Here is a 6,754-nt window from a genome sequence, read left to right as displayed (position 1 = left end):
AGCTGGTGTCGCAACTGCGGCGGGCAACCGCGTCAATTGGCGCAAATATCGCCGAAGGCTCACAGCGTACGACGAGCGCGCAGTTCGCCCATTTCCTCGGCATTGCCCTCGCTTCACTGGCCGAGTCTCACAATCATGTGCTGCTACTGCGCGACGCGCGATTGATGGGGGCAACCAACGCCCAAGATCTCCTCATGAAGATCAACCGCCTGCGCCCAATGCTCCTGAATCTCCAGACCAAGGTGCGTACAGCCGCTACGAATCCCGGAACGAACCCCCGCACCCACCCACAACCCTCAACGCACGACCCTCAACCCTGAACGGGTCAGCCGTCAGTCGCGAGCCACCACGTGGTTGCACGCGTCGTGCGCGTCGTTACCCGCCCACCGCCGTCATGTCTTCTCTCACCTGCGCCTCCCGCAGGGCCTTCTGCACAATGCGCGTCACCATCACCGCCAGCACGATCGCCGCCGTGACGCCCATCCACAGCATCCACGACGGGATACTCCCAGCACCTGGCGTTTGCGCGCCCGCCTGTCCCACCGCGGCGTACGTGGCGATCGTGGGAATCATCCCCAGCATCGCAAACAGAAACTGCCCCAGCGTGACGCTCGTAACGCCCATGGCGTAATTCGTGAGCACGAACGGCGCGATGCCGGAGAGGCGCAACAGAAACATCAGTTTGAGCCCTTGCTGCCCCACTACCCGGTCGACGATCTGTAGCGTCTGATTCTTCGCGATCTGCGCTGAGACCCAGCCACGCAGTACCGTGCGCCCCAGGGTGAACGCGATCGCCGCGCCGATCGTGGAGGCCACGAACACCAGCACCGCGCCCTTTGCCAGGCCGAAGACGGCGCCGCCGGCGATGGTGAGCAGAAACGCCGGCATCATGCACACCGTGGCAAGGATGTATCCCGCCACGAACGCCGCGGGCGCCCACACGCCGAGCGAGTTCACCCAATCGGTGAAGGCCGGCATGTAGGGCGACGCGAGTTTGCTCGCGCCCAGCCCCAGTCCGATGGGGACCATCATGCCGGCCAGCTTGGTGGCGCGGGTGCCGACCTCGCGCAGAGTGAGTGCCATGCCGCAATATAGCAGACCCTGTCTCCTCTCCCGACGCCTGCCCTCATGACGCATTCCCCGCGAGTCATCGCCCGTACCGCGCCGCTCCTGACGGCGTTCGCTCTCGGTCTCGCTGCGGCCTGCCGTGGCGACGCGCCGTCGCCATCTGCCCAGGGGGACACCCCCACCCTCGCCATCGTCAACGCGCGGGTGTGGACCGGTGACTCCGCCGCGCCCTGGGCCGAGGCCGTGGCCCTGAACGAGGACAAGATCGTGGCGGTGGGCACCAGCGCCGACATCCGCGCGCGTGCCGGCACTGCCGAAGTCATCGATGCCGCCGGCGGGTTGCTCACCCCGGGATTCGTCGACAGCCATGTGCACTTCCTCGGTGGGGGCTTCGGGCTCGCCGCGGTGCAGCTGCGTGATGCCAATACCCCGGCACTGTTCATTCGGCGCATCGCCGAGCAGGCGAAGAAGCAGCCGAAGGGTTCGTGGATTCTGCGGGGTGATTGGGATCACACGCTGTGGGGCGGCGCACTCCCCACGCGCGACTGGATCGATTCCGTCACTCCCGATCATCCGGTGATCGTGAACCGCCTCGACGGGCACATGGTGCTCGCCAACACGGCCGCCATGAAGGCGGCTGGCATCACCGACGATGTGAAGGACGTACCCGGCGGCACCATCGTGCGCGACAAGAAGGGGCGCCCCACCGGCGTGTTCAAGGACAACGCGTCGGCGCTCGTGGAGAAGGGCGTCACGGTCCCCTCGGCGGCCGAATGGGCGCGTGCGCTCGATACCGCCATGACGTACGTGGCCATGCAGGGCGTCACCACGGTGCATCATGTGGGGCCGGCCGGCACCTCTGGCGCGTGGGACGAACTCGTGGCGTTCCGGCGCGCGCAGGCCGCCGGCAAGCTGCGCACGCGCATTCGCGTGGCCGTTCCGCTTGCGGAGTGGGCCCGGCTGCGCGATACGATCGCGGCGTCGGGCACCGGCGACGACATGCTGCGGCTCGGTATGCTCAAAGGTTTCGTGGACGGCTCGCTGGGCTCGCACACCGCCGCCATGCTGAAGGGCTTCACCGATGCGCCCAACGACAGCGGTTTCTTCGTGACGCCGCCAGAGAGCCTGTACGCATGGACCAAGGCCGCCGATGCCGCCGGGTTGCAGGTGGCGGTGCACGCCATCGGTGATCGCGCCATTCGCACCCAGCTCGACATCTTCGCCCGCGTGGCGCAGGAGAATGGCGCGCGCGACCGGCGTTTTCGTGTCGAACACGCGCAGCACATCGCGCCGGAGGACCTGCCGCGCTTCGCACAGCTCGGCGTGATCGCGAGTATGCAGCCGTATCACGAAGCCGACGACGGCCGCTGGGCAGAGAACGTCATCGGCCCCGAACGCAGCAAGGGTACGTACGCGTTCAAGTCGTTGCGCGATGCCGGCGCGCGACTCGCCTTCGGCAGCGACTGGTTCGTCGCACCGCCCACGCCGCTCGAGGGTATCAAGGCCGCCGTCACGCGACAGACCATCGACGGCAAGCAGCCCAAGGGATGGCAGCCCCAGGAGAAGATCACGGTGGAGGACGCGCTGCGCGCCTACACGATCGGCTCTGCTTACGCGGGCTTCATGGACGACAAGCTTGGGACGATCACGAAGGGGAAGTACGCCGATCTCGTGCTCATCGATCGTGACATCACGACGATGCCCGCCGATTCGATCGACAAGGCCAAGGTGATGCTGACGATGGTGGGCGGGCGCATCGTGTATCGCCGCCGCTAGGCGGGTGTGGGAGACGCGTGAGCACGGAGCTCACCGAGGATGGTGAGGGCACAAAGAACAGCAAAAGCCACATGAAACAGTGAGGCCATGGAAACCAGCATTGTGCTGTTCTCCATGGCCTCACCTATCTCGGTGCGCTCCGTGTCAGCGCGTTTCAACGACGCTGACTCCTTGAAAGAACGCGTCCACACGGAGTTCACCGAGCGTGGTGAGGGCACAAAGAACAGCAAAAGCCACATGAAACAGTGAGGCCATGGAAATCAGCATCGCGCTGTTCTCCATGGCCTCACTCATCTCGGTGAGCTCCGTGTCAGCGCGTTTCCGCGCCCACGCAACTCGAAGCCGTTACTGCACCGACTTCGCCGGTCGCTTCAAGCCGCCTTCGAGGGCGTTGAGGAACAGCTTGTACGTGCCGTGCGCCTGCGAGCGGAAGAGAATCTCCGGCCCGAACATCCACACGGTACCCTTGCCGATGGTCGCTTCGGCCATGGCCACGCCGTCCTTCAGCAGCTCCTGGCCCCATGCCCAGCCGGAGAGCAGCGGGGTGGCGGTGTCGAAGGTCGCGAGCGCCTTCACGCCCTTGCTCGCCGCGTCGGAGCCGAGCTTCATCACCGGGCTGTTGTCGAACATCACCGCCGGACGCGGCGCCATGCCGGCGGCGATCGTCACGCTGGTGTCGAGCTTCACTTCGAGCACCGAACCCGGGATGTAGTACTTCTCGCCCGGATACGCGCGGCCGTTGGCGTCGGCCATGTAGTTCTCGATGGGGAGCCCCATCGCCTTGCCGATACCGATCGACGAGCCCACCGCCACCACGCGGCCGCCGGCTTCCACGAACGCCTTGAGCGACGCCACCGACTTGTCGGAGAGACGGCCGAGTTCCTTGCGGTATTCGGCGGGGATGAGCGTCGTGTCCGGCGAGCCACCGAAGCCGCGACCCGCACCGGCTTCGCTGAACATGCCGTCGGTCAGCACCACCACGTCGTACTTGGCCTTGAGGTTGCCCGCGTCGATCTCCTGCGGATACACCGTGGCGTAGCCGTATTCGAACTTCTCGAGAATGAGACGAGTCCAGCCGGTGGGCATGTTGCCGCCGTAGCGGTCGACGAGCGCGATACGCAGCGGCTGCACGTTCTGCGCGCCACTCGGCTTGGCGTTGGCTGCGGCGAAGTTCACGCCGAGGTCCTTGGCCGCCTGCGCCACCACCTTGTCGGCGGAGCCACTGGCAGGAATGAACCACGAGCCGGCGGGCCACGTGGCGCTGCCGTCCTTGAACTCGGTGGGAATGCGCGACGCCTTCACGCCCGCCTTCGCAAGACGATTGGCGACCGTGCTGCCGTCGTTCACGCCGGCGTGAATGAAGTAGCCGGCCTTACCCTTGGCGATCGTGCCCATGGGCATCGGCGTGATGCCGTTGACCTTCTCGAACGAACCCGCGAGGCCGCCATCGAGCACGCGCTCGAACTCGATGCCCATCTGGTAGGCGAGCGTCCAGCCGGCGTTGTCGTACGGCGGGATCGGCGGGCCACCCGGATAGCGGAAGTCGTTCGGGTGATCCTGCGGCTCGAACATGTCGAGCACGTGCGAGCGGAACGCCTGGTCGGTCTTGATGACCCACGAGCCGGCGGGGAACTGCTTGCCGTTCGCGCTGAACGCCGCGGTGGCCTTGTGCACGTCGATGCCCGAGTACTGCAGCGCACGCACGAACTTCGTCGCCGTCGGGAAGTCCTTCTGCCCGGCGCTGAGGACGTAGGCGCGCGGGTCGCGGTTCTCCGGCTTCTTGAGCAGCGCCATGTAGCGATCGTTCGCAACGGCGTTCATGGCGTTGGCCGCCATCCCGCTGCCACGCGGGCCGCCCGCACGGTTTTCGGCCGACGCACCGGCGCGATCCTTCTGGATCTGCTCGGCCATCGCCGCCACCCGCTTGGGTGAGATCGTCCAGTTGTCCTTCTGGCCCGCCTTGATCTGGTCCTGCCCCATCACCCAGCGATTGAACAGGAACGTCTCACGATAGCGCGACGCCATGTCGAGGAACGCGTAGTTCGCGCTCACCGAGTAGTCGATGGACTGACGGAAGTGCCACGCCTGCGGCTCGATGGGCATGGGCAGGCCGGCCGAGCGCACCTGACGCTCGGGCACGAGCGCGATGCGCATCGGCGTGGGGTTACCGATCGTTTCCGTGAGGATACCGATCTGGTTGTGGTAGTAGCCCGTCGTGCGGAGGCCACCGTTCCACCAGGTGCTGTAGTTCGAGCCGGCGCGGAAGGTGAGCCCCGGCTTGTGCTCGAGTACGAAGCGGTGGTTGAGCGCAGCGCCCACGAGATCGAGCCCCGTGATCATCGCCGGGTGGAACCAGTAGTTGGCCGGATCCCGATACGGCGGCGCGGCCATCACCGTGCCCGTGGGGCCGGTCTGGTGATGGTTGTACATGATCTGCGGGTGCCACTCCACGAACAGCTGCTGCGACATGTTCCGCGTCTCGGCGAGCGCGTTCATGTACGAGTCGCGGTTGTTGTCGTGGCCGGCGTACTTCTCGTAGAGGCGCGGGATGGTGGCCGTAGTGCGCTTGAGCTTGTCGCTCTCCTTCATGTACCAGTTGGTCACCAGCTCCATGCCATCCGGATTGGCGTGGGTCATGAGAATGACCACGTCGTTCAGGATGCGGAGCGTTTCGTCGTCGGTGCGGCTGGAGAGCTGCCAGAGCGTCTCCATGAGCTGCTGCGCGCCGAGCACTTCGGTCGCGTGCAGGCCGCCGTCGATCCAGAAGACCACCTTGCCTTCCTTGGCCATGGCGGCCGCGGCGGCGGAATCCACGCCGTCGGCCTTGGCGAGCTTGGTGGCGATCTCCTTGTAGCGCGCGAGCTTCTTGTGATTCTCGGGGCTCGTCACGATGGCCATGATCTGCGGCCGGCCTTCTTCGGTGAGGCCGATCGTGTCGAGCTCGACCCGGTCGCTCTCCTTCGCGACGGTGATGAACCACTGGTGGAGCTTCGTGTAGTTCGGCAGCTCGTAGTCGGCGCCGATCTCGTGACCGAAGAACTGTTTCGGGGTGGTGCGCTGCTGGGCTTCGAGCGAAAGCGGTGCGGCTGCCAGAAGAACGGCGGCCGACCACCGGCTCATGCGACGCAGCTGATGCAACGAAGGCATCGAAGGCATGCGGGGACGGGTGGAGGGAAGGGACAGCGGCCCCGGCCGGTTTTGGGGCGGCGGGGCACCGTAATGGTACGAGAGGAGAGGGGGAGACGTTGGTGGCTGGACGGGATGGGCGCCAGACGGCGGCGGGCACTTTTCGCTGACGGCGTCCCAACGGCGGCTCCCGGAGGTCGACTGACAGCATGCCCGTTCAGTGTGGAGGGTCGTGCGTTGAGGGTTATGGGTGGGTGCGGGGCGCTCATCTCTCATCGATGAGGCATGCACCAACCCACAACGATGAACCCACGACCCTCCACCCTGAACGGGTGAGCTGTCAGTCGCCCACCCGAGTCCGTCGGGCGGCGGCGACCGTCACCCGACCATCGGGATCCATCCCCCACCCTGGCCGGTATAACTTCCGGTCTTCACCACCCCTCACCCGACAATCCGACATGCTCAATCGCGTCATTTTCGCCGCTACCGCCGCCGCCCTCTTTGCTGCCCCCGCCGGTGCCCAGGCCACCCAGCCGCCTGCCAAGAAAGACGACCACGCCGCCATGCACGCTGAGCACATGAAGCAGATGCAGCACGGCAAGGAGGCCAAGGCGGAGGGGTGGAAGGAGCTCGATGCCTACCACATGCTCATGATGGCCACCTGGCACCCGGCCAAGGACAAGAACGACCTCTCGGCCACGCGCGCCAAGATCGGCGAGATGGTGACGGCCGCGAAGGCCGTGGCGGCGTCCAAGGCGCCGGCGACCTGCCAGAAGCCGGAGCT

The 6,754-nt window shown here is 66.1% G+C and carries 6 protein-coding genes; 3 read left to right on the top strand and 3 right to left on the bottom strand.

Annotated features, from left to right (window positions below; all coding sequences use genetic code 11):
• On the top strand, positions 1 to 320 hold a 320-nt coding region (locus ACIQ6O_RS10975), incomplete at its 5' end, for a four helix bundle protein (protein WP_396207832.1).
• 55 nt (positions 321 to 375) lie between these two features.
• Here ACIQ6O_RS10975 and ACIQ6O_RS10970 read toward each other — a convergent pair.
• Complete coding sequence (locus ACIQ6O_RS10970) at positions 376 to 1,083, bottom strand: TVP38/TMEM64 family protein (protein ID WP_396207831.1); 708 nt, start codon at positions 1,081 to 1,083, stop codon at positions 376 to 378.
• 45 nt (positions 1,084 to 1,128) lie between these two features.
• Between ACIQ6O_RS10970 and ACIQ6O_RS10965 the strand changes: the two genes are divergently transcribed.
• Positions 1,129 to 2,844 carry an amidohydrolase gene (locus ACIQ6O_RS10965; protein ID WP_396207830.1) on the top strand — a complete coding sequence of 572 codons (1,716 nt, stop codon included), beginning with the start codon at positions 1,129 to 1,131 and terminating at the stop codon, positions 2,842 to 2,844.
• 144 nt (positions 2,845 to 2,988) lie between these two features.
• Here the strand turns inward: ACIQ6O_RS10965 and ACIQ6O_RS10960 are convergent, their stop codons facing one another.
• Positions 2,989 to 3,138 (bottom strand): hypothetical protein, encoded by a 150-nt coding sequence (locus tag ACIQ6O_RS10960; RefSeq protein WP_396207829.1) that lies wholly within the window; start codon positions 3,136 to 3,138, stop codon positions 2,989 to 2,991.
• Positions 3,139 to 3,189: 51 nt separating this feature from the next.
• A complete protein-coding gene (locus tag ACIQ6O_RS10955) occupies positions 3,190 to 6,000 on the bottom strand; it encodes a M14 family zinc carboxypeptidase (protein WP_396207828.1) in 2,811 nt (936 codons plus the stop codon).
• 428 nt (positions 6,001 to 6,428) lie between these two features.
• On the opposite strand from ACIQ6O_RS10955, the gene ACIQ6O_RS10950 reads away from it, so the two are divergent.
• Positions 6,429 to 6,754 (top strand): hypothetical protein (locus tag ACIQ6O_RS10950; RefSeq protein WP_396207827.1); only part of this gene is annotated, 326 nt, incomplete at its 3' end.

This window comes from Gemmatimonas sp., from assembly GCF_044345575.1.
Taxonomy (GTDB): Bacteria; Gemmatimonadota; Gemmatimonadetes; order Gemmatimonadales; family Gemmatimonadaceae; genus Gemmatimonas.
The sequence above is the reverse complement of the archived record's forward strand: the minus strand, read 5'-3'. Positions and strand labels throughout refer to the sequence as shown.